This window comes from Rhizobium sp. WCS2018Hpa-16 (assembly GCF_031843705.1).
Classification (GTDB): Bacteria; Pseudomonadota; Alphaproteobacteria; order Rhizobiales; family Rhizobiaceae; genus Agrobacterium; species Agrobacterium tumefaciens_C.
In genome coordinates this window covers 230132-251567 of the sequence record NZ_JAVTIX010000007.1, presented here as the reverse complement: position 1 = coordinate 251567, position 21436 = coordinate 230132, and the positions used below count along the sequence as shown (strand labels likewise).

18 protein-coding genes are annotated in these 21436 nt (G+C 57.3%); 13 read left to right on the top strand and 5 right to left on the bottom strand.

The features are described 5' to 3' along the window. The first annotated feature begins 76 nt into the window (after positions 1-76). Positions 77-1336, top strand: a complete 1260-nt coding sequence (locus RQI55_RS19360) for an adenylate/guanylate cyclase domain-containing protein (protein ID WP_243254997.1) — start codon at positions 77-79, stop codon at positions 1334-1336. 168 nt (positions 1337-1504) lie between these two features. Next, positions 1505-2392, top strand: coding sequence for a DMT family transporter (locus RQI55_RS19355; protein ID WP_311273271.1), 888 nt, complete (start codon positions 1505-1507; stop codon positions 2390-2392). A 5-nt stretch (positions 2393-2397) separates the two neighbouring features. Here RQI55_RS19355 and RQI55_RS19350 read toward each other — a convergent pair whose 3' ends face one another. Further along, positions 2398-3300: a LysR family transcriptional regulator gene (locus RQI55_RS19350; protein ID WP_243254999.1), complete on the bottom strand. Its 903-nt coding sequence runs from the start codon at positions 3298-3300 to the stop codon at positions 2398-2400. Positions 3301-3434: 134 nt separating this feature from the next. On the opposite strand from RQI55_RS19350, the gene RQI55_RS19345 reads away from it, so the two are divergent. Then, a complete protein-coding gene (locus RQI55_RS19345) occupies positions 3435-4970 on the top strand; it encodes an aldehyde dehydrogenase family protein (protein WP_243255000.1) in 1536 nt (511 codons plus the stop codon). Positions 4971-5056: 86 nt separating this feature from the next. On the opposite strand, the gene putA is transcribed toward RQI55_RS19345, so the two are convergent. Continuing rightward, positions 5057-8740, bottom strand: coding sequence for a trifunctional transcriptional regulator/proline dehydrogenase/L-glutamate gamma-semialdehyde dehydrogenase (putA, locus tag RQI55_RS19340; protein ID WP_243255001.1), 3684 nt, complete (start codon positions 8738-8740; stop codon positions 5057-5059). 153 nt (positions 8741-8893) lie between these two features. On the opposite strand from putA, the gene RQI55_RS19335 reads away from it, so the two are divergent. Then, entirely contained in the window at positions 8894-9364 is a 471-nt protein-coding gene (locus tag RQI55_RS19335; RefSeq protein WP_243255002.1) for an Lrp/AsnC ligand binding domain-containing protein, read from the top strand. A gap of 51 nt (positions 9365-9415) precedes the next feature. On the opposite strand, the gene RQI55_RS19330 is transcribed toward RQI55_RS19335, so the two are convergent. Together RQI55_RS19330 and RQI55_RS19325 are read right to left on the bottom strand one after the other, a co-directional pair. After that, complete coding sequence (locus tag RQI55_RS19330; protein WP_042617718.1) at positions 9416-9982, bottom strand: sigma-70 family RNA polymerase sigma factor; 567 nt, start codon at positions 9980-9982, stop codon at positions 9416-9418. Further along, complete coding sequence (locus tag RQI55_RS19325; RefSeq protein WP_042617819.1) at positions 9982-10182, bottom strand: NepR family anti-sigma factor; 201 nt, start codon at positions 10180-10182, stop codon at positions 9982-9984. Before RQI55_RS19325 ends, RQI55_RS19330 begins: the two co-directional genes overlap by 1 nt. Before the next feature lie 141 nt (positions 10183-10323). Between RQI55_RS19325 and RQI55_RS19320 the strand changes: the two genes are divergently transcribed. The 3 genes from RQI55_RS19320 (at position 10324) to RQI55_RS19310 (ending at position 13258) form a co-directional block, all read left to right on the top strand. Continuing rightward, the gene (locus tag RQI55_RS19320) at positions 10324-11118 is read left to right on the top strand and encodes a response regulator (protein ID WP_192068050.1); all 795 of its coding nucleotides are present in this window, start codon (positions 10324-10326) and stop codon (positions 11116-11118) included. Positions 11119-11230: 112 nt separating this feature from the next. Continuing rightward, the gene (locus RQI55_RS19315; RefSeq protein ID WP_243255003.1) at positions 11231-12226 is read left to right on the top strand and encodes a sensor histidine kinase; all 996 of its coding nucleotides are present in this window, start codon (positions 11231-11233) and stop codon (positions 12224-12226) included. 492 nt (positions 12227-12718) lie between these two features. Beyond that, entirely contained in the window at positions 12719-13258 is a 540-nt protein-coding gene (locus RQI55_RS19310; protein WP_311273270.1) for a PRC-barrel domain-containing protein, read from the top strand. 92 nt (positions 13259-13350) lie between these two features. Here RQI55_RS19310 and RQI55_RS19305 read toward each other — a convergent pair whose 3' ends face one another. After that, complete coding sequence (locus tag RQI55_RS19305) at positions 13351-14283, bottom strand: AraC family transcriptional regulator (protein ID WP_243255005.1); 933 nt, start codon at positions 14281-14283, stop codon at positions 13351-13353. A 284-nt stretch (positions 14284-14567) separates the two neighbouring features. Here RQI55_RS19305 and RQI55_RS19300 point away from each other — a divergent pair, with 284 nt between their 5' ends. The 6 genes from RQI55_RS19300 to RQI55_RS19275 are packed head-to-tail and all read left to right on the top strand — an operon-like array spanning position 14568 to position 21435. Next, complete coding sequence (locus tag RQI55_RS19300) at positions 14568-15452, top strand: carbohydrate ABC transporter permease (RefSeq protein ID WP_192068054.1); 885 nt, start codon at positions 14568-14570, stop codon at positions 15450-15452. 41 nt (positions 15453-15493) lie between these two features. After that, complete coding sequence (locus RQI55_RS19295) at positions 15494-16363, top strand: carbohydrate ABC transporter permease (RefSeq protein WP_409233755.1); 870 nt, start codon at positions 15494-15496, stop codon at positions 16361-16363. A 5-nt stretch (positions 16364-16368) separates the two neighbouring features. Further along, a complete protein-coding gene (locus RQI55_RS19290; RefSeq protein ID WP_243255006.1) occupies positions 16369-17478 on the top strand; it encodes an ABC transporter ATP-binding protein in 1110 nt (369 codons plus the stop codon). Positions 17479-17519: 41 nt separating this feature from the next. Beyond that, entirely contained in the window at positions 17520-18794 is a 1275-nt protein-coding gene (locus RQI55_RS19285) for an ABC transporter substrate-binding protein (protein WP_243255007.1), read from the top strand. Between the two features lie 12 nt (positions 18795-18806). Continuing rightward, a complete protein-coding gene (locus RQI55_RS19280; RefSeq protein ID WP_311273269.1) occupies positions 18807-20348 on the top strand; it encodes a glycoside hydrolase family 28 protein in 1542 nt (513 codons plus the stop codon). Beyond that, complete coding sequence (locus RQI55_RS19275; protein WP_243255009.1) at positions 20329-21435, top strand: glycoside hydrolase family 105 protein; 1107 nt, start codon at positions 20329-20331, stop codon at positions 21433-21435. Before RQI55_RS19280 ends, RQI55_RS19275 begins: the two co-directional genes overlap by 20 nt. Position 21436: the final 1 nt, after the last annotated feature.

The following is a 21436-nucleotide window of genomic DNA, read 5'->3' as shown; positions in this document are numbered from 1 at the left end:
CAGCCGCTTTTCGTCAGATGATTTCGTGAAAATGTTGTAAACAGGACCAAAGCAGGCCACGCTGCTGGTTCAACGCATGGCAAATGTTTTCACGCGTGCTCAACCGGGACCATCGCCCTCCATGATCCAGCAGTCCAGTCTTTCAGAGATTTTATTGTGGCTATCGCAGCAAGGCTACGAGGGCATTGAAGAGGAAAAGTTGCTGTCGGGCTTTTGCACGCGCTGCAATGAGGTTGGCATTTCGATTTCGTCCGCCCTGGTGCTGATGGATACGCTTCACCCGGATTTCGAGGGGCATGCCTTTCGCTGGGATAGTGGCGATGCGGCAGCGTCATCCAGCGTCTATGATTTTACCGATGATGGCAAAGCCCGCGAGGATTGGGAAAGCTCCGTCTTTTTCCATCTCATCAAGGAAAACACGAGTGAAGCCCGGCATCGCTTCTTCGAAGGCGGGCGCTCGACCTTTCGCAAGCTGAACGACATGATGGAGGCCGGACACACCGATTATCTGGCGACCATTCACCGCTTTACCGACCGTGGCAGTGTGGGTGAGATGAATGCCTTTTACTCCCACTGGCTGACACGCCATGCGGAAGGCTTTCACGATGATGAGCTGGCCGCGTTGCGCATGCTGTTGCCCACGCTTGCCCTTGCCTTCAAGACCGCATGCTGCATGCGTATCATCAGCACCATCAGCGATGTCTATCTGGGACGGGATGCGGGCCGCAAGGTCATCAGCGGAACCATTACGCGCGGCGAAGTGGAAAAGATCGATGCTGTCTTATGGTTTTCCGATTTGCGGGATTTCACCGGCATTTCCGAGCGCGCCGAGCCCGACCAGATCATTCCGTTTCTCAATGACTATGCTGGTGTGGTCATCGAAGCCATCCACGCCCATGGCGGCAGCGTTCTGAAATTGATCGGGGACGGCATTCTGGCCATTTTCCGCGATGCAGATCAACGCTCAGGCTGTGCTGCCGCGCTGGCTGCCGAGATCACCCTTCGAACCAACCTGACCGTGCTGAACCACCGCCGCAAACAGGAAGGACTGCCCATAACGGATGTCTATCTGGGCCTGCATGTGGGGGAAGTCTTTTACGGCAATATCGGCAGCCGCAACCGGCTGGATTTTACCGTCGTCGGCCCCGCCGTCAATGTCGTCAGCCGTATCAGCGGGTTGTGCAGCTCGGTGGGGCGCGACACGGTCATGTCCCGCGAGTTCATGTTGATGTGCCCGGATGATATGCGCGACCTTATGGTCTCCATCGGGCGCTATGCCCTGCGGGGCTTTGCCCGGGCGCACGAGCTCTTCACCATCGACCCGGAAATGAGCTGAGAACGCGCGCGCCTTATATTAGCAACAGGACGGTTTCGCCTGTTTTGCGCCTTGTGCTGTGGTGAGGGCAGGCGTAGCAAAATTGCGGAGATCGGCATTTGCCGTGCATTGTGATTCGTACAATGTCGAACGGCCTGTCGCCCTGATCTGCGTCCGGGATGGGTTGCCATGCAAAAAGGTTTTCTACTGGGGTTGCTCGCTTACGCCAGCTTTTCCTGGGGAGACGCCACCATCAAGTCGCTCGGCTCAGAGGTCAGTGTCTTCGAGATCGGCTTTTTCAGCATCCTCTCATCCGCATCCATGATCTTCTTTTTCAAGCCCAAAGACGAGCATTGGCGCCATTTCTGGCGCATGAGCAGACCGTGGGCTGTCCATGCGCGCGCCATATCCGGGTTGTTTGCCGGCATTCTCGGTATCTATGCCTTTACCAGCGTGCCGCTGGCGGAAGCCTATGCGCTGATCTTTCTGTCCCCTCTTTTCGTCACCATCCTGTCGGCGCTGGTGCTGAAAGAGGATATCGGACTGTGGCGCTGGTCGGCGGTCATGGCTGGCATCGTCGGCGTCATTCTCGTTGTTCGTCCCGGCTTCAAGACGCTGGAACTAGGGCACTTCGCTGCAATTTGTGTTGCCTTTCTGGCGGGCCTCACCATTGTTCTGCTGCGCTCACTGGCAGGGCGGGAAAAGCGGACTTCCATCATGGGCGTGCTTGTTCTCTATGGCCTGACCTTCAACGGCGTCTTGATGTATCAGGATTTTCAGGTGCCGACATGGCATCAGATCGGTGCCTTCATCATCATTGGCGTCTGCACCGCCGTCGGGCAACTGACGCTGCTCAACGCAACTAAGATTGCGCCCGCCAGCCAGATCGCGCCGTCGCATTACTCGCAGATCTTATGGGCGGTTGCCATTGGCGCGTTCTTCTTTGCCGAATATCCGGACACGCTTGCCATTTCAGGTCTGGTCGTGATCGCCGCTGCCGGATTGCTGACGATGATGCGCGAGAAAATCCGCCTTGGTGTGGTGCGCTGGAACCCGTTTTTCCGAAACCGGCTCTGAACCGTTTACAGCGGTTGCCCCACCTGCTCCAGCAACCAGTTCTGAAATGCCCGCGCCAGCACATTGTCCTGCCGTCCTTCGGGCAGGGCAATGTAGTAACTGTTTTCCGTTTGCAGCGGCACATCAAACACCACCTGCAGAAGGCCGGAATTCAGTTCTGCCTCGATCAGATATCGGGGCAGAAGTGCAAAACCCAACCCGCTGATGGCGGCCTCGATGAGCATCGAAAACTGATCGAAGCGGCTGCCGCGATAGGCGCTGTCGGTGGCCAATCCATCCATCTCGAACCATTCGGTCCATAATTTCGGGCGCGTGGAAACGTGCAGAAGCGGGCCGTCCAGCATGTCAGCCCGAGTCTCCACCGGGCGGGAGGCGAGCAGGGCAGGGCTTGCGACGGGAACGATGACTTCGTTGCACAGAAAGGTGCAGGTGCCATGCGCCCAGACCGGCTGGCCGTAATGTATGGCAATATCGAAACCTTCCTCATCGAAATCGAAGGGTTGGGAACGTGATGCCACCGTCAGCACCGTATCTGGCCGGGTGCTCAGGAATTTGTGGAGGCGGGGAGTGAGCCAGCGGCTGCCGAATGTCGGAAGCGTGGCTATGGACAGCGACGCATTGGATGCACCTGATGTGACAGCGCGCACCATCAGCTGCTCGGATTGATGCAGCAATCTTTGCACGTCTGGCAGGAATTTGCGCCCCGCATCTGATAGCACCACCCGTCTTCGAATACGCTCGAACAGCAGCATGCCGGTCTGGGCCTCCAGATCGCTGATCTGGCGGCTGACTGCGCTTTGTGTCAGGTTCAGCTCTTCTGCCGCGCGCGTGAAATTTCCGTGCCTTGCCGCGCATTCGAACGCCTGCAAAGTGACGATATCAGGAACCAGCCGTCTGCGTGTGTCCATTCCAGTCTCGCATCAACAGAACCGGTTTCCTCATTTGAAAACGGCACTTGAACCCGTATATGATCTGGAAAGAGAATGAAACGGGTATGGCCTCGCGTCAATGTCCCGTTATCTGGAACCAAGGAGCTTTTGTCATGAGCCAATCCGCAAGCAAGGTCGATGTCGTCAAGGAAGCCCGAGCACTTCTCGAAAAGATGGGCGTTTCGCCGGCACTTTATCAGGGTGGCGATATGGCGTCTTTCAGCCCTGTCAGCGGCGAGGAAATCGCCCGGCTGAAAACGGTTTCGCCAAGCGACGTCTCAGCCATGGTCGAAAAAGCGGATGCGGCCTTCCGCACATGGCGTCTGGTGCCAGCGCCCAAGCGCGGCGAGCTGGTTCGCCTGCTGGGTGAAGAATTGCGTGCAGCGAAGGATGATCTTGGCCGGCTCGTTTCGCTGGAAGCTGGCAAGATCACCTCTGAAGGTCTCGGCGAAGTGCAGGAAATGATCGATATCTGCGATTTCGCAGTCGGTCTTTCGCGTCAGCTCTACGGCCTGACGATTGCAACCGAGCGCCGTGGCCACCGCATGATGGAAACATGGCATCCCCTTGGTGTCGTTGGTGTCATCTCTGCCTTCAATTTTCCCGTTGCCGTCTGGGCGTGGAATGCGGCGCTGGCCATCGTCTGCGGCAATGCCGTCGTCTGGAAGCCATCGGAAAAGACACCGCTGACGGCCCTTGCCGTTCAGGGCATTTTCGAGCGCGCCATTGCCCGCTTTGGCGACGCGCCTGCTGGCTTGAGCCAGGTTATCATCGGTGATCGCACCGTTGGTGAGGCGCTGGTCGATCATCCGAAAGTGCCGCTGGTCTCTGCCACCGGTTCCACCCGCATGGGCCGCGATGTGGCCCCACGTCTGGCCAAGCGTTTTGCCCGCGCCATTCTGGAGCTTGGCGGCAACAATGCCGGTATCGTCTGCCCTTCTGCCGATCTCGACATGGCGCTGCGCGCCATCGCCTTCGGTGCCATGGGCACGGCCGGTCAGCGTTGCACAACGCTTCGCCGTCTCTTCGTGCATGACAGCGTCTATGACCAGCTCGTTCCGCGTCTGAAAAAGGCCTATGCGTCCGTTTCCATCGGCAACCCGCTGGAAACCGCCGCACTTGTCGGCCCGCTCATCGACAAGGCAGCGTTTGATGGCATGCAGAAGGCATTGGAAGAGGCTGGCAAGCATGGCGGCATCATCACCGGTGGTGAGCGTGTTGCGGACGCTGGAAAGGACACCGCTTTTTACGTCAAACCCGCGCTGGTCGAAATGCCGAAGCAGGTTGGACCTGTTCTGGAAGAAACCTTCGCGCCGATTCTTTATGTGATGAAATACAGCGATTTCGATCAGGCGGTTGCAGATCACAACGCTGTTGCCGCCGGTCTGTCGTCGTCCATCTTCACCCGCGACCTTCAGGAAGCAGAGCGCTTCATGGCGGCGGATGGTTCCGATTGCGGCATCGCCAATGTCAATATCGGCACGTCAGGTGCGGAAATTGGCGGTGCCTTCGGTGGTGAGAAGGAAACAGGCGGCGGTCGCGAATCCGGCTCCGACGCATGGAAGGCCTATATGCGCCGTGCGACCAACACCGTGAACTATTCCAAGGCGCTGCCACTGGCGCAGGGCGTGACATTCGATATCGAGTAGTTTGGCGATATCGAATAATCTGGCGACATCGAACTAGCTTTAAAAATGGCCGCTGGCGAGATTGCGTTCTCGCCAGCGGCTTTTTGTTAGCCTATCGACATCAGGCTTGCATTTCCGCCTGCTGCCGTGGTGTTGACGCTGACGGACACTTCTTCCAGCAACCAGTTCAGATTGTAGGGCTGCTCAGCGCCTTGCAATTGCTCTGTCGTGGCGCATTGAACCAGAACCAGCGGGCCGGGAAGGCCAGCGATGCGGGTGTTGAGCTGCTGCACCCGCTCTGCGTCCCCCTCGATCAATGCACCGGCAAACGGTCCCGCTGTTTCCCAATCGCTGGACCATGTGATGCGGGCAGCCACATTGGATGGCAGACCATCAAGCTCCGCGTCCAGCTTCGTGTCGCGGTCGATCACGACAGTATTTCCGGCTGCAAGGGCGGCTGCCAGTTGGCGGAAAAGCCCGTCCTTAGTCTCCGGCGCAAGCAGCACCTGACCACGCGGATGCAGCGCATAAAGATTGCGCTCACCAACGGGGCCTGCAAGTTCGGTCTCAAAGCCCAGGCCCGAAAGATCGCCAGAAGCCCGCACCACTTGCGCGGCGGCCTTGTCGCCTTTCGTGTCCAGCCAGTTGGCGAGATCGGCAATTGCCGTGTCGGGCTGCTGGCCCTTGCGCTCAACCAGAGGCGGGTTTTTGGTCAGCCGTCCCAGATAGAGCGGGCCGCCAGCTTTCGGGCCGGTGCCGGACAGACCACGGCCACCGAAGGGCTGCACTCCCACGACCGCACCGATGATGTTGCGATTGACATAGAGATTGCCAGCCTTCACCCGCGAAAGCACATGCGCGATGGTCGTATCGAGGCGCGTATGCAGGCCAAAGGTCAGGCCGTAGCCGGTAGCGTTGATGTCGTCGATCAACCGGTCGAGCTTTTCGCGCTTGAAGCGGATGACGTGCAGAACCGGGCCGAAGACTTCGCGCTTGAGATCGGACAGGGATTTCAGCTCGATGATGGTCGGCGGCACGAAGGTGCCCTTGTCCGTTTCACCGGTGGGTGTGATCTGCTCGATCGTGTTGCCCATCGCACGCATGGCTTCGATGTGTTTTTCGATATTGTCCTTGGCTTCCAGTGTAATCACCGGGCCGACATCCACCGATAGCTGGTCGGTTCTGCCGATGCGCAATTCGTGTAGAGCGCCCTTCAGCATGGTCAGCGTTCGGTCAGCAACGTCGTTTTGAAGGCAGAGCACGCGCAGCGCCGAGCAACGTTGACCGGCACTGTCGAAGGCGGATGCTATGACATCGGCCACGACCTGCTCGGCAAGTGCCGAAGAATCGACGATCATGGCGTTCTGGCCACCGGTTTCGGCGATGAGCGGAATGGGGCGGCCATCGCTCGATACACGCTCGGCCAGTTGCTTCTGGATCAGACGAGCAACTTCCGTGGAGCCGGTAAACATCACGCCTGCCGTCTGTGCCGCACCCACCAGCTGGGCTCCGGTTTTGCCTTCGCCGGGAAGAAGCTGGACAGCGTCAGTGGGAACGCCCACCTCATGCAGCATGCGGATGGCCTCAGCAGCAATCAGCGGCGTTTCTTCCGCAGGTTTTGCCAGCACGGGGTTGCCAGCCACAAGAGCTGCCGCAACCTGCCCGATAAAGATCGCCAGCGGGAAATTCCACGGGCTGATGCAGACGATGGGGCCAAGGGCCTGCTGCTGCGGCCCGAATGTAGCGCGGGCTTCATGGGCATAGTAGCGCAGGAAATCGATCGCTTCGCGCACTTCGGCAATGGCGTTGGGTGCCGATTTACCAGCCTCGCGCATGATAAGGCCAAGCAGGGTCGGCAATCGCTCCTGCATGACGTCAGCTGCTTTTTCGAGGCAGGCTGCGCGCTCTTCAACTGATGTTTGCGACCAGTTGGACGTGGCTGCGGCTTCCAGCGCCTTGGCAACGTCTTCTTCGCTCGGCTCGGTCACGGTGCCGACCACATCCGTGTGGTCGCCGGGGTTGAGAACAGAACGCGTTGTATCTGAGGACAGAGGCGAGGCTGCTTTCCATTCCATGGCGACGCTTGCGGACAAGGCTTCGCTGAGCGTTGCCAGAACCATGTCATTGGCAAGATCCAGCCCTGCCGAGTTGGTGCGGGTGCCGAAGAGATTGGCGGGCTTTGCGATTTTTTCGTGCTGCGCGCCGGGAGCGGGCATGGCTTTCACCACGGTGACCGGGTCATCCAGAAGCTGGTCGATGGCGACATTCGGATCGGCGATACGGTTGACGAAGGAGGAGTTCGCGCCGTTTTCCAGCAACCGGCGCACAAGGTAGGCCAGAAGCGTTTCATGGGTTCCGACCGGCGCATAGAAGCGGCAAGGGCGGTCGAGATTGTTCTTGCCGACGACCTCACTGTAGAGCGGCTCTCCCATGCCGTGCAGGCATTGGAACTCATAATCCCCGATTTTAAAATCGGGACCGGCCAGATGGTAGATCGTCGCCAGGGATTGGGCATTGTGGGTGGCAAATTGCGGGAACACAACATCGCGGGCGGCCAGAAGCTTGGTGGCGCAGGCAATGTAGGACACATCCGTGTGAACCTTGCGGGTAAAGACGGGGAAGTCTGTCAGGCCATCCAGCTGTGCCCGCTTGATTTCGGCATCCCAATAGGCACCCTTAACGAGGCGCACCATGATGCGGCGGCTGGACCGGCGGGCCAGATCGATAATATAATCCAGCACGAAGGGGCAGCGGCGGCTATAGGCCTGCACGACGAAGCCAAGACCGTGCCAGTTGCCAAGCTCTGTATCCAGCGCAAGCGTTTCGAGAAGGTCGAGCGAAAGCTCCAGCCGGTCAGCTTCCTCGGCGTCAATGTTCAGGCCGATGTCATAACCCTTGGCCAGCAGCATCAGGGATTTGACGCGCGGCAGAAGCTCATCCATCACACGCTGCGCCTGCGCTCTCACATAGCGCGGGTGGAGGGCGGAGAGCTTGATGGAAATGCCGGGGCCGTTATAGACGCCGCGACCGGCGGACGCCTTGCCGATGGCATGAATGGCCTGCTCGTAATCGCGGTAGTAGCGCTCGGCGTCCTTGGCCGTGGTCGCTGCTTCACCCAGCATGTCGTAGGAATATTGAAAGCCCTGCGCTTCAAGCGGTTTGGAGCGGTTGATGGCTTCAGCGATCGTCTGGCCTGTCACGAACTGTTCGCCCATCATCCGCATGGCCATATCCACGCCCCGGCGAATGACAGGCTCGCCCGCACGGGAGATCAGTTTTGTCAGCGCTGCGGATAGCCCCTTGTCGTTGACGGTGGAGGTCAGCTTGCCGGTGATGACGAGACCCCAGGTGGCGGCGTTGACGAAGAGCGAACGACCGCCGCCCAGATGCGAGCGCCAGTCGCCGGTGGCGATCTTGTCACGGATCAGCGCGTCACGGGTGGCAGCATCGGGAATGCGCAACAGCGCTTCGGCAAGGCACATCAGCGCCACGCCTTCCTGGCTGGAAAGCGAATATTCCTGCACCAGTCCCTCGACACCGGTGCCTTTCGCCTTAGCGCGAAGGGCGGTGACCAGTTTGCGCCCGATAGTGCGGATCGTCGCCGCCTGTTCCGGCGACACGGTGGCGGCCTCAAGCAGTGGTGCCACGCATTCCGGTTCAGACCGGCGCGTCGCCTCGGTAATAGCCCGGCGAAGCGGCGTCTGCGGCTGTGTCTGCGGTGCAAAACGGGCAAATACACCGTCTGCTGCATCGGTCTGTGGTGTGGCAAGCGCGGCTACATATTCGGCCATGGGTCCGGTCCCTGATATCGGTGATGAGCGCCTCGATCTCGACGCTGTTGTTCTGATATGATCTTACCATTGCCGGTGAAGTTGCTATGGTCCTATTTCAGCGATATATTGGGACAAAATAACTTATAATATCGGCTTTTGAAGGCAAAATGGATGCCAAAACCATCTGAAACAGGCGATCTTGATCACTTCGATCTGAAGATACTGGGCGCTTTGAGCGAGGATGGGCGCATGTCCATTCTGGAGTTGTCGCGGCAGGTTGGACTGTCGAAAACACCATGCCAGACACGGCTGAAGCGTCTGGTCGATCAAGGCTATATTCTGGGCTTCCGCGCCATGCTCAACCCGGCCAAGCTGGGGCTGGAGCATATTGCGTTCACGGAGGTCAAATTGTCGGATACGCGCGAAAAGGCGCTGGAGGATTTCAACACTGCCGTGCGCAAAATCAAGGAAGTGGAAGAGTGCCACATGATCGCGGGTGCCTTCGACTATCTCTTAAAGGTCCGCACCACCGATATCCGCAAATACAGGCGCGTACTGGGCGAAAAAATCTCGAGCCTGCCCTTTGTCGCCAACACATCGACCTTTGTGGTGATGCAGTCTGTGAAGGAAGGCGGAATATAAAAAGGGCGCAGCCATGAGGCCGCGCCGTTTTGAAGTGTTTTGAAGTTTGACTTAGCGGACTGCTGATGCTGCCGTGACAGCTGTCATCTGGGCATCGGGACCAAACTCGTTTTCATCCTGAATGCCGAGCAGTTCCTGAAGGCGCAGACGGGCGCGGCTGACGCGGCTCTTAATGGTGCCGACAGGGCAGCCGCAGATTTCCGCAGCTTCCTCATAGGCGAAACCGGATGCACCGATCAGCAGAATGGCTTCACGCTGGTCTTCAGGCAATTTGGCAAGCGCCGTCTTGAAATCCGCCAGATCGACAGAACCATGCTGTTCCGGTGGAACCGACAGACGCGATGTGTAAGCACCATCCGTATCTTGGACTTCACGGCCGGATTTTCTGATCTGGCTGTAGAATTCGTTGCGAAGGATCGTGACCAGCCATGCACGCATATTGGTGCCGGGCTGATAGCTTTCCTGCTTTGCCCACGCCTTCATGATCGTGTCCTGCACCAAATCATCGGCGCGGTCACGGGATCGGATGAGGGAAATGGCAAAGGCGCGCAGATTTGGCAAGGCCGCCAGCATCTCACGCTTGAAATTGTATTCGTTCTTGTTTGGCTCTTCTACCATCACAGACCCGACGCTTTCGCTTTGTTTTCAGCTTCGTCGAGTTTTTCAAGCAAATCGAGGAACTTGTCTGGAATGCCCTCGTCTTGAACTGTGTCGTAAAGTTCGCGTAATTTGCGGGATATCACCGTTCGCCCCGAATCCGGGACTGTCGGCGACTTCCCCTTATCAGACGGTTCCTGATCTGATTGAAACATGCTCATGATTTCCGGTATTCCTAATGTGTCATGACTCATAATGCCTATCTAAAAAAAATGTTCCAGCCGACCGGAACTTTTTTTTAAATGCCACGTTTTTTCGTTTAGGTTTGCGATGCAAGCCGCACGATTCCAGGGGAGAATTTTATGTCAGTTTCTACACGCATTGCACCACACCTGCCTTATTTGCGCAGGTTCGCGCGTGCTGTTTGCGGTTCACAATCCACTGGTGACGCTTACGTTGCCGCCAGCCTGGAAGCATTGATTGCCGATGTCAGCATTTTTCCGCAGACCAGCAGTGACCGGGTCTCGCTCTATCAATTGTTCGTATCGATTTTTAGTTCCGTCACGATCAACATCAAGACCGATGAAAATCTCACAGGCTGGGAAAAGCGCGCCTCCGCGAACCTCTCTGCCGTGCCAGCGGTTCCACGCCAGGCGTTCCTCCTGACCACAGTCGAGGAATTCTCCATGGCCGAAGTCGCAGAAATCCTTCGCGTGCCTGAAGCACATGTTGGCAAGCTGATCGATGAAGCGGCATCCGAAATTGCCCGTCAGGTCGCCACTGACATCATGATCATCGAAGACGAGCCATTGATTGCGATGGACATCGAGCAGATGGTGACGGATCTGGGCCATAACGTGACCGGCATTGCGCGCACCCACAAGGAAGCGCTTGAGCTGTTCCACCGCACCCAGCCGAAGATGATCCTCGCGGATATTCAGCTGGCAGACGGAAGCTCCGGTCTGGAAGCCATGAAGGAAATCCTTCAGATGACAACGCTTCCCGTGATCTTCATCACTGCCTTCCCTGAGCGTCTTCTCACAGGCGAGCGTCCTGAGCCGACATTCCTTGTGACCAAGCCGTTCAATCCTGATATGGTGAAGGCGCTGATCAGCCAGGCGTTGTTCTTCAATGAAAGTTCACGTGTCGCTGCTTAAATAGCCCTCTACTTAGAAGATTTTGGAACTCGGGTTGTTACTCGGCGTTGAGGTCTGCGTGTTTGTTGAAAACAAAGCGACCTTGATCGCCGTTCCCCGTTAGGAGACCATATTGCATCGGCTGGCGTGGCATAATGCGGGGCGGGATGAGGGCGACCTTCACGATTCACTCGTGTTGGCTCTTCTCGATTCCGACGAAACGGTCATGCTGCAGGACCGTGACAAAGAGTATATCTTCATCGCGAACTTGCCCGATGTGTGGAACCTCCCACAGGAAACGGCTCAGGAGCCAACTGACACCAGCATGTTCGGCGAAGATTTGGCCGCCCGGTTGGCCGATCTCAAGAAAGACCTGACCTCTGCCGGTAGCAGGGGCATGCTGGAAGTGAATGCCGGCAAGGACCGCGTCTTCCAGTTTCACGTCTATTCCACCGTCAACATGTCCGGGCAGCGAGTTCTCAAAACGACGATCCGAGAGATCACCGCCGAGAGAAGACGCGAGCAATTGCTCCGCTCGCTTCTGCGCGAAGTCAGCCACAGGTCCAAAAATCTCCTCGCCATCATCCAGAGCCTTGCTGCACAGACGGCGCGGTTCAGCTTCACCAAAGAAGATTTTCTGCGGAAGTTCCGGGGCAGGTTGCATGCGCTTGCTCAGTCGCAGGATCTGATCACGGATTCCGACTGGCGTGGCGCGGAAATTTTCGACCTGCTCAAGCAGCAGGCCGATCTCTATCTGCCGGAATATCCGCACCTGATTCAGATGAGGGGCGAAAACCTTCTTCTTAATCCCAATGGTGCGCTTTATGTGGGACTGGCTTTCCACGAACTGGTCGTCAACACCGTCAGCCATGGCGGAAACCTGTCCCGCCACCTTCCCCTGACGCTGGATTGCCGTAAGGACGGAGAGTTCTTCGAGGTGCGCTGGACAGAGCCTCTCGGTGGCAGCGGTGCCGTCATGTCCTCTGGTGATGGGGACAAGAGAAGCAATTTCGGCAGCGTTGTGCTGGAAAAGGTTGTTCCCGCAGCCCTGGGTGGCGAAGCGCGCTATCAGGTGCATGCCGACAATATTGACTATTTCCTGAGATTTCCCGCACCTATTCCAACCTGAGTGTTGGAGTTTTGCCTGCTCATATCGCCTGAACCTTTGAGGGTTCTGGCGAGCTCGCAATTTTGATTTCTGATAGAAGTGGCCAAAACGAAAAAAAGCACGGCTCCGTAGAGCCGTGCTATTCAGTGCAGGTTTTCAGGGGCAAAACCTGCTGCGCCAAGCCTCAGGCGGGGACGGGGAGTGGCTTGGCTTGCCATAAAAACGCGGACCTTATTCTTTGGTTCCCACGATTTTCAAATTTTTTTTCGAGAGCTTAAAACTTTTTTGCGCAGGCGATTTCGCCGGTGTTGAGCGGGCTATGAATGGGTGCTGGCACGCCTACTATGGAGAGGCGCTGCTGCATTTTCGATCACGGCGTCCTCACAAACTGGTGCTGACTGCTTAAAAAAATGGCGGAACCAATTTTGACCCGACGCCGTTTGCAATTCAACAGGTTCGCAAACGGCTCGACCGGAGCGAACAGGTTAGTTGAAACGATAAGGAAGGTACGAAATGAAAAAGACACTCACCACGATCGTCACAGCCGCTCTCTTGGGTTCCACAACGTTCGCACCTCTTGCCATGGCACAGGGCACAACTGCACCTGCAGCACCAAGCGCAACCGCGCCTGCGACGACTGCAGCACCTGATGCGGCGATGCCGTCCACTACCGCTGCTTCTGGCTCTTATCTGACAGAGCAGGGCGCAACGCAGATCAGCGCCAATGACTATATCGGTAGCGCCGTTTACACGGCTGCTGACGAAAGCATCGGTAGCGTGACCAACCTCATTCTCGAAGAAAATGGCGGCATCGTCGCAGCCGTTGTCGGCGTGGGTGGCTTCCTCGGCCTGGGTGCCAAGGATGTAGCCGTTCCTATGAGCAAGCTGACAGTGACACGCGATACGGCCAACGGCACAATCCGTCTCACCACCACCGAGACTGCTGAAACGTTGAAGGCCGCACCTGAATTCGTCACGATGAAGGAAAAGGCCGATGGCACGACGCCAGCGCCAGCCGCTGACGGAACCACGACCACGGCACCAAAGCCATAATCTCTTCCTGGGAGAGAGGCGCTACGACATGATGACGTAGCGGAAACACCGGTCCTCTGGGCCGGTGTTTTTTTGTGCTTTTCACATCCGTTTTACACATTTGCGCTCAGGGGCACCGGGCGTGATAGTGGGTAGACCACTTTGCCATCCTCTTCCCCACGGGGAAACGCGCCTTCCCTGTGCCGTCGCTCGGCTTCCTTGTAGCCTGCCGGGCTTATGCCAATGTAGCGCTTGAACATGCGTGAAAAGTAATAGGCGTCCGTATAGCCAGACTGCTCCGCCGCCTGCTTGACGTGACAACCGCTCGCCAAAAGCCCCATGGCGCGCTCCATTCGTTTGAATTCCTGAAATTTGACGGGCGTCCAGCCGATCTGTCGTTTGAACTCACGCTTGAAATAGTCGGGATTATAGGGTGCTGATTCAACGACGCTCTCGGCCAGCGTTTCTTTCACAGGGTCCATGGCAATCTGGTTTGCTGCAACCATGATGGCCAGCGATAGCGCATCAGGATTGCCGACATTGCCCACGGCCTGTTCGCGCCATTCCACAAAAGCTTCGTTGATAAACTCCATCAGCAACACCATGAACAGATGATGCTGCATAAGCGTGGTGGATGATGGAGGTGCGATGTCGTGGAAACGCCTGACAATCGGCTCCAGAATGCTCCAGTGCGACAGAGTAAGGCATGTCTTCAGCCTGATCTGCGAGACAAAATCGAGCCTTCCGAAAAGGTCGAGAGTGAAATGCTGAGCGATGCCGGTGTAAAGGTCTCTGGAGCCGGAGCGACCGACAAAGCGCGTGTTTGCCGGTATCAGCATCGCCGTTCCCGGCTCCATCGTGATCGTCTGACCCTCGATCTCATAGGTCGCCTTGCCCGTCAGGCAAACCAGAAAATCATGCACGCTGTTGGTCTTGTCGATGCTCCATGTGGGGGAGTGCAGCATCTTGATGGTGGAGCGCGTTAGCGTCAGAGCCAGAGCATTCGGCGGTATTTCAGCGAAAACATTACCTTCGATTTTGTCCATCTCTTTTCCCAAAAATGTCGATTTGCATCATGCCACTTTGGAAGTCATATTATCTCTTGAGCCTGAAAAAGAAACAGGCTGGTGAGGAAATGGGAGGATTTGAGGTTTTCGAGGTTCAACCCTGAAAAAGGGATGAATTGGCAGAGAATCTCAATTTTAGCGAAGATGCAGAATAAAGAACATCACTATCAGCGTGGCAGGTCTCCTGTCACGGCGGTTTCGCTCGCGCTTTGGAGGCGCAATCATTCGCTGACCAGCACGCCATGGCATGGAAGATCACGCGCATGAGTGGAGACAATCGCTTCCTCGGGCTGTTTTATCTGTCGCCCTATATCATCGGCCTGCTGATCTTCACGACGCTGCCATTCATGGCGTCGCTCTATCTCAGCTTCACCAATTACAATCTGCTGGATCAGCCCACATTCACCGGCCTTGCCAATTACATCAAGCTGTTCACCAATGATCGCACATTCCGCAAATCGCTGTGGGTGACGCTGATCTATGTGTTCACCACGGTGCCGCTGAAGCTTGTCTTCGCGCTCTTCATTGCCGTCATCCTGAACTATAAGCTCAAGGCCATCAATTTCTTCCGCACGGCCTATTATGTGCCATCCATTCTGGGTGGCTCGATCGCGATCGCGGTTTTGTGGCGCTACATCTTTGCCGATACGGGCCTCGTCAATATGGGCCTCAATTTGCTCGGCTTTGAAGGCGTCAACTGGTTCGGAGATCCGACCAACGCCCTTTTCACCATCACCCTCCTGCGCATCTGGCAGTTCGGGTCCGCCATGGTCATCTTCCTGGCAGCATTGCAGAGCGTCGATAATTCGCTCTACGAGGCCGCCTCCATCGATGGCGCCGGCAAATGGAAGACGTTTGTCCACATCACGCTGCCGCTGATCACGCCGGTCATCTTCTTCAATCTGATCATGCAGATGGTGCAGGCGTTTCAGGAGTTTAACGGCCCCTACATCATCACGCAGGGCGGGCCGCTGAAGTCCACCTATCTGCTGCCACTCTATATTTATGACGAAGCGTTCAAGCGGTTCGACATGGGATACGCCTCGGCCATCGCATGGGTCCTGTTCGTCATCATCATGGTGCTGACCGTCATTGCCTTCTGGTCGTCTCGCCATTGGGTCTACTACGCTGGCGATAAAAGGAGCTGACCATGGTCGATCACGCTGTTTCCACTTTCGACGCTGCTGCCATGGATGCCGAACGCGCCCGCAGCCGGGAGCGCATCCGCACCCGTATCAGCACCACCATCCGCTATTTCATGCTGACGGCGGTCGGTCTGTTGATGCTCTATCCGCTGATCTGGCTGATCGGCGCATCCTTCAAGACCAATGCCGAAATCTTCAACAATCCCGGTTTCTGGCCTGAAAATCCGACGCTGGACGGTTATATCCAGGGCTGGAAGACGTCGACGCCCTATACATTCGCAACATTCTTCCTCAACACGCTCTGGATCGTGCTTCCGAAGATGATCGGCACGGCCATATCCTGCACGGCCGTGGCCTATGGCTTTGCAAGATTTGAGTTTCCGGGCAAGAAAATCCTGTTTGCATCGCTGATTGCGACGCTTCTTCTACCGAATGTCGTCACCCGCATTCCGCAATATCTGCTGTTTCGCGATCTCGGCTGGCTGGATACCTATCTGCCACTCTGGGTTCCCTCGGCCTTTGCGGGCGATGCCTTCTTCGTCTTCATGCTGGTCCAGTTCCTGCGCGCCATCCCGCGCGACATGGAAGAGGCGGCGCGGGTGGATGGCGCATCCACCATGCAGACATTGCTGTTCATCGTCGTTCCCTTGCTCACACCCGCATTGATCTCTGTCTGCCTGTTTCAGTTCATGTGGACCATGAACGACTTCCTCGGGCCGTTGATCTACCTCTCATCCATCGAAAAATACCCCGTGTCGCTGGCTTTGAAACTGTCGATCGACACCACCGAAGCCTTCGACTGGAACCGCATTCTCGCCATGTCGGTCCTCGCCATCACGCCCGCACTCGTCGTGTTCTTCGTGGCGCAGAAATACTTCATCGACGGCATCTCCGCTGGCGGCATCAAAGGATAATCGAAATGGCAAGCCTTCAACTCAGGAACCTCGAAAAAGACTATGCGTCCTTCCGTGCCGTGCATGGCATCAATCTCGATATCGAGGATGGCGAGTTCATGGTGCTGGTCGGTCCGTCAGGCTGCGCCAAGTCCACGACGCTTCGCATGATCGCGGGTCTGGAGCGCATCACCGGCGGAGAAATCCGCATTGGTGGCGAACTCGTCAACGACAAGCCGCCGGGCGAACGCGGCATTTCCATGGTGTTCCAGAATTACGCGCTCTACCCGCATATGAAGGTGCACAAGAACCTGTCCTTCAGCATGCGGCTGAAGCGCCGCTCCAAGGCCGATATTGAAGAGGCAACGCAGAATGTGTCAGAGACACTGGAAATCCAGGCGCTTCTCGACCGTTTGCCCAAGCAGCTTTCCGGCGGGCAGGCGCAGCGCGTGGCAGTGGGCCGTGCGCTCATCAAGAAGCCGCAGGTCTTTCTGTTCGATGAGCCCCTGTCCAATCTCGATGCGAAACTGCGTGCCTCGATGCGGGTGCGCATCACCGATCTTCACAAGCGTCTCAAGGCTGATGGGCAGCAGGCAACCGTGGTCTATGTCACGCACGACCAGACAGAAGCCATGACCATGGGCGACCGCATCTGCGTGATGAAGGAGGGCCACATCATGCAGGTGGCTGATCCGGTGACGCTCTATAACAGGCCCGCCAACGCCTTTGTCGCCGGCTTCATCGGCAGCCCGGAAATGAACCTCATCAATGGAACGCTGGAAGGCGATGGCGCGATTAATATTGCAGGCCAGAGTGTGCAGCTCGGGCCCGAGCTGACGAACCGCCTGCGCGCAGATGCGCCGAAGGAGGTCATTTTAGGGGTTCGCCCGCAGCATTTCAGCCTTGCGACGCCAGACACGCCCAATGCCCTTTCGGGCCGTATCAGCCATGTCGAATTCATGGGGCACGAGGTCTATCTGCACATTCAGGCGGGAGAGAACCGTGTCATCGCCGTGGTTCAGGCGCAGGCCTATGACCGCAGGACCGCCCGGGACGAGCAGGTTTGGCTGACGGCGGATGCGCGCTCGGCCCATGTGTTCTCCCGTCAATCGGGCGAGAATATCAGCCTTGCCTAGAGGCATCGGATTTCAACGTTGAATGATCGGGAGGATCTTTAATGAAACGTGCATTGATACTGGCTGTGCTTTTTGCCGCCACAAGCTTTGCCAATACGGCATCTGCTGCAAACCTGCGCATGTCGTGGTGGGGAAGCGATGACCGGCACCTGGCCACGCAGGAAGCCTTGAAAGTGTGTGGCGCAAAATTCGGCCACACGATTGCGCCTGAGTTTACCGGCTGGCAGGGCCATCAGGAAAAGATCGCCACGCAGCTGGCTGGCCGCACCGAGCCTGATATCATGCAGGTCAACTGGCCATGGCTGCCGCTGTTTTCGAAGAATGGTGATGGCTTTGCCGATCTCAACCAGTTCAAGGACGTGATTGATCTCAGCCAATGGACGCAGGCCGATCTCGACAGCACGACCGTCAAGGGCAAGCTGAACGGCGTTGCGGTTTCCACCACTGGCCGCATTTTCATGTTCAACAAGACGATCTACGAAAAGGCAGGCATCGCCATCCCCACGACCTGGGATGAGGTCTTTGCCGCTGCGCCGGTTCTCAAGGAAAAGCTCGGCGAAGGTTACTACCCATTTGAAGCGGCACCTTCCGAGGGCAATGGCCTCAATGCCCGTATCGTCGTTATCCTGCGTGCCACGCAGATGACCGGCAAGACCTTCATCGATCCCGAAACCAACAAGATTGCATGGAGTGAAGCAGAGTTTGCCGAGGCCTTGAACTTCTACCAGTCGATGGTGGACAAGCACGTCATCGAATCCTGGAAGAGCTCGTCTGGCGGCGGCAATCGTCCTTTGTTTGAAAATCCGAAATGGGCTAATGGCCGTTACGCAGGCACCTATCAGTGGGACAGCACCTACGGCAAAATCGCGGCACCGCTCGAAAAGGGTCTGGGACTCGTGCCCGCCCATTCGCCGAAATCCGAGGGTGGCAAGTCCGAGGGCATTTATCGCAAGCCATCCATGCTGTTTTCCATCTCCAAGAACAGCAAGGAGCCGAAGGCGGCAGCGCAGATCATCAACTGCCTGCTGAACGACCCTGAAGCCGTAGCCATTCTAGGTGCCACACGCGGTATTCCCTCCAGCAAGATCGCCATTAAGACACTGACGGATGCGGGCAAGATCAAGCCGGTGCAGGCGCAATCCTACAAGGTTGTGGTCGAGTCCGAAGGTCCGAAGGTCTCGCCGCTGATCGAGCATCCACGTATCACCGAGGCTTTCGACACCAATCTTGAAGCCTTCGCCTATGGCCAGCAATCCGCCGAAGACACAGCCGCCGAAATCATCGCGGGTGTTGATGAAGCGCTTTCCGGTCTCTGAGGACGCCCGCTTATGACCAACACCGCTGTCCTGCTTCTTACCGCGTCGTCGCGAACCGCAACATTCAGTGTGGATGCCGAAACGCATCTGCATGCACTGGATGCGCGGCTTGGCTGGCGCGTGACGCATAAGGACGGCGGTGTGGGTGTGGAGGGTCAGACATCGACAGTCGTCTTCACCGTGGCGGGGCTTGAGCCCGGTCGTTCCTACGATCTCAATATCGGTGATGCCGTGCTGCCCTTCTCCACGAAGGCCGAAACTGGCATCATCGATATCAGGGATTATGGTGCGTCACCCGGCAACAACGATAATGCCGGTTCTATCGCACGCGCCATATCAGCGGTTCCCGAAGGCGGGACGCTCAAAATTTCGAGCGGCCTTTGGAAAACTGGACCGATCTACCTCAAGAGCCGGATGACCTTGCTTCTGGAAGAAGGGGCCGAATTATCCGCACTGTCCGACTGGAGCGATCTACATATTTTTCCGGCCCGCCATGCCGATGGACGCGTACTCGGCACGTGGGAGGGTGTTGCCGAACCCAGTTTCGAAAGCGTCATCAATGCCATAGACTGTGAAGATCTGACCATCACAGGCCCCGGCGTCGTCGATGGTGGCGGCGATTGTGGGGATTGGTGGACATGGCCGAAGGAGACGAGACGAGGCGCGCGCCGTCCGCGCACGCTCTTCCTCTCCGGTTGCCGTGACCTTGTGTTATCGGGCTTCACGGTGCGCAACTCGCCCTCATGGACCGTCCACCCTGTCTTGTGTGACCGGCTTCTGGCTGCGGATCTTCGCATCGAGAACGATCCGGGCTCGCCCAATACGGATGGTTTCAACCCCGAATGCTGTCAGGATGTCCGGCTTGTCGGCCTGTTCATTTCCGTGGGTGATGACTGCATTGCCATCAAGGCCGGAAAGCGGCATCCGCTCGGCGGGCCTGACAGGCCGACAGAGCGGATTGATATCCGAAATTGCCTCATGCAGCGCGGCCATGGCGCCGTCGTCATGGGCAGCGAAATGAGCGCTGGCGTCAGCGATGTCTCGATCAGCCGCTGTCATTTCATCGGCACGGATCGCGGGTTGCGCATCAAGACACGCCGCGGGCGTGGTGGCTCGGTTGCCAATATCAGCATGGTGGATTGCTGCATGGATCAGGTCGCGATGCCGGTCGCGGTCAACGCCTTCTATTTCTGCGATGCCGATGGCCTATCGGATTATGTTCAATCGCGTCTGCCTCTGCCCGTTACGCCTGAGACACCAGGCCTGTCAGGTCTGACGCTCCGCAATATCGAGGTCACGGCCGCCCATACCGCCGCCGCCGTCTTTTACGGCCTGCCGGAAGCGCCGATCCGCGATGTGGTGATCGAGAATTATCGGGTCACGTTCGATCCGCATGCCGAGCCGCAGATTGCTGAAATGGCGAGCGAACTTCCGGCGCTCAGACATGCGGGCATCATTGCCGAAAACACTCTCTTCAAAACACTGTCGGGACTTTTTCCCGCCTCCATCTATCCAACCGAGAATGACAGAGCTCATGCTGAACAGCTACTTTGATGAATACGCCCGCGACTATGCTTATTATAAGGGCGGTTCGTGGTGTTACGAGGACGGGTGTCTCTACCGCAGCCTGATTGCGCTTCATGAGGCAACCGGCGAGCAGCGCTGGCTCGACCATCTTCTGCGGCTGGTCAACGGCCAGCTGGATGCGGCAAACCGGCTGGCCGGATATCGCATCGATGAGTTCAATATCGATAATGTGCTGGCGGGGCGGGCGTTGACTTATCTTTATGGCCTGACCGGCGAGAGCAAATGGCTCGAGGCCGCTAAGCCGCTATCAGAGCAACTGCAATTTCATCCGCGCACCCAGGCGGGGCCTTACTGGCACAAGCTGCGATACCCGCATCAGGTCTGGCTCGACGGTCTCTATATGGCGCTGCCCTTCAAGCTGGAATATGCAAGGGCGGCCAAGCTGCCGCATATGCGTGATGATGCCGTCAGCCAGTTTCTCACAGCCCTTGATCTGACCTATCATGAAACGTCAGGCCTTTATCGTCACGGCTTTGACGAGTCGCGCCTGCAAGGCTGGGCCGACAAGACCACGGGCCTGTCGCCCACCCATTGGGGCCGCGCCATCGGCTGGCTTGCCATGGCATTCGTCGATATGATCGAGAACCTGCCCGCAGGCAGCGCGCGTGATGAAATCGAACGACGCGCAAGCCTTTTGGCGCAGCGTGTCCAGCCCTTGCAGCTGGAAGACGGGCGCTGGCTGCAGGTGGTGGATGCGCCAGAGATTGATGGCAACTATGCGGAAAGCTCTGCAACAGCCATGTTCGCCACTTTCTATCTGAAAGGCGCTCGCCTGAAGGTCGCTGGTTTCGACGCCGATATCGGACACAGGGCGCTCAACGCTCTCAAGACCCATGCCATAAAGCCGGATGCCGACCAGCGTCTGCGGCTTGGCCAGATCTGCTGTGTGGCGGGGCTTGGTGGGTTTGAAGGGGTCTACCGCGATGGTACGGTCGAATATTACCTGTCTGAGGTCATTCGTGCCGATGACATCAAGGGGGTCGCCCCCTTGATGATGGCTCATGCTGAAACTCTTAGAGCCGGCTATCCTGCCCGCGTTGTCGAGGCAGGATAGG

Bases quoted from the DNA above. Each gene is read 5' to 3' on its own strand.
- RQI55_RS19330 (WP_042617718.1), bottom strand. From the start codon at position 9,982: ATGGTAGAAGAGCCAAACAAGAACGAATACAATTTCAAGCGTGAGATG.
- RQI55_RS19305 (WP_243255005.1), bottom strand. From the start codon at position 14,283: ATGGACAAAATCGAAGGTAATGTTTTCGCTGAAATACCGCCGAATGCT.
- RQI55_RS19285 (WP_243255007.1), top strand. From the start codon at position 17,520: ATGAAACGTGCATTGATACTGGCTGTGCTTTTTGCCGCCACAAGCTTT.
- RQI55_RS19355 (WP_311273271.1), top strand. From the start codon at position 1,505: ATGCAAAAAGGTTTTCTACTGGGGTTGCTCGCTTACGCCAGCTTTTCC.
- RQI55_RS19360 (WP_243254997.1), top strand. From the start codon at position 77: ATGGCAAATGTTTTCACGCGTGCTCAACCGGGACCATCGCCCTCCATG.
- putA (WP_243255001.1), bottom strand. From the start codon at position 8,740: ATGGCCGAATATGTAGCCGCGCTTGCCACACCACAGACCGATGCAGCA.
- RQI55_RS19325 (WP_042617819.1), bottom strand. From the start codon at position 10,182: ATGAGCATGTTTCAATCAGATCAGGAACCGTCTGATAAGGGGAAGTCG.
- RQI55_RS19310 (WP_311273270.1), top strand. From the start codon at position 12,719: ATGAAAAAGACACTCACCACGATCGTCACAGCCGCTCTCTTGGGTTCC.
- RQI55_RS19350 (WP_243254999.1), bottom strand. From the start codon at position 3,300: ATGGACACACGCAGACGGCTGGTTCCTGATATCGTCACTTTGCAGGCG.
- RQI55_RS19335 (WP_243255002.1), top strand. From the start codon at position 8,894: ATGCCAAAACCATCTGAAACAGGCGATCTTGATCACTTCGATCTGAAG.
- RQI55_RS19290 (WP_243255006.1), top strand. From the start codon at position 16,369: ATGGCAAGCCTTCAACTCAGGAACCTCGAAAAAGACTATGCGTCCTTC.
- RQI55_RS19345 (WP_243255000.1), top strand. From the start codon at position 3,435: ATGAGCCAATCCGCAAGCAAGGTCGATGTCGTCAAGGAAGCCCGAGCA.
- RQI55_RS19280 (WP_311273269.1), top strand. From the start codon at position 18,807: ATGACCAACACCGCTGTCCTGCTTCTTACCGCGTCGTCGCGAACCGCA.
- RQI55_RS19275 (WP_243255009.1), top strand. From the start codon at position 20,329: ATGCTGAACAGCTACTTTGATGAATACGCCCGCGACTATGCTTATTAT.
- RQI55_RS19320 (WP_192068050.1), top strand. From the start codon at position 10,324: ATGTCAGTTTCTACACGCATTGCACCACACCTGCCTTATTTGCGCAGG.
- RQI55_RS19300 (WP_192068054.1), top strand. From the start codon at position 14,568: ATGAGTGGAGACAATCGCTTCCTCGGGCTGTTTTATCTGTCGCCCTAT.
- RQI55_RS19295 (WP_409233755.1), top strand. From the start codon at position 15,494: ATGGATGCCGAACGCGCCCGCAGCCGGGAGCGCATCCGCACCCGTATC.